The organism is Vibrio sinaloensis DSM 21326, assembly GCF_000189275.1.
Lineage (GTDB): Bacteria > Pseudomonadota > Gammaproteobacteria > Enterobacterales > Vibrionaceae > Vibrio > Vibrio sinaloensis.
Map to the genome: position 1 here is coordinate 1 of NZ_AEVT01000029.1, position 777 is coordinate 777.

A 777-nucleotide genomic window follows, 5' to 3' on the forward strand; every position below is an offset into this window, starting at 1 on the left:
ATTGGGGATACCCTTAAGCTTTGTATTGGCTCCTCTATCTATCTACTTTTTATCGAAAATAAGAAGCAATTTTATATTTGTTTCTATGTTGTCATTCTTGTTTTTCTGCTTTATTTTGTCTATTTTTGGTGCTTACATAGATAGTACTGCTTTGCTTTATTGGTTCCAAAATGCAGTCCCGGCACTGTGGTTTTTTGTTGGGTATATTTACACGGGAAAAACTCAGTATGAAAAAGTAAAATTGTTTAACGCATTCTCACTCGGATTGTCAATATCTATTGTTTGGGTATTATCAGCATTTTTAATTGAATTCATTACTTTGGGATTTCATGGTCGTATTTCTCAAAATGCAACATTACCTGGGTTTTATCAAACATATAATTACTTGCCAAGTGCAATATCTTTAAGTTTAGCGTTGTGGTTGTATTTTAGTTTGGATACGCAAGAAAAAACTAACAAGAGGATTTTTTTTGTAATAGGTGGAATTTTCGCAATTATTCTAACAGGTAGTAGAGGACCATTAGTGTCTACTATTCTAGTTTTATTACTATACGGATTATATACAAAAAGGGTTAAGTCTTATTTTCTGATTTTTATCGCTGTTGCAATTGCTGTTTTTATATCCATAAAATTCATAGATGATTTCTCTATGTTAGAAAAAATGGACAAGCAATCACATCTGATAATATAACTGAAATATCTTCAGGTAGAGATAAAATTGCAAGTAAGTATATTGGATTGATCCATGATGCTCCAGCATTAGGAACTTTGTATCTT

At 31.1% G+C, this 777-nt stretch carries 1 protein-coding gene; it reads left to right on the plus strand.

Annotated elements, in window-relative coordinates; genetic code table 11:
• A partial coding sequence (locus tag RH45_RS23425; RefSeq protein ID WP_039958278.1) for a hypothetical protein occupies window positions 1–691 on the plus strand: 691 nt, incomplete at its 5' end.
• Window positions 692–777: the final 86 nt, after the last annotated feature.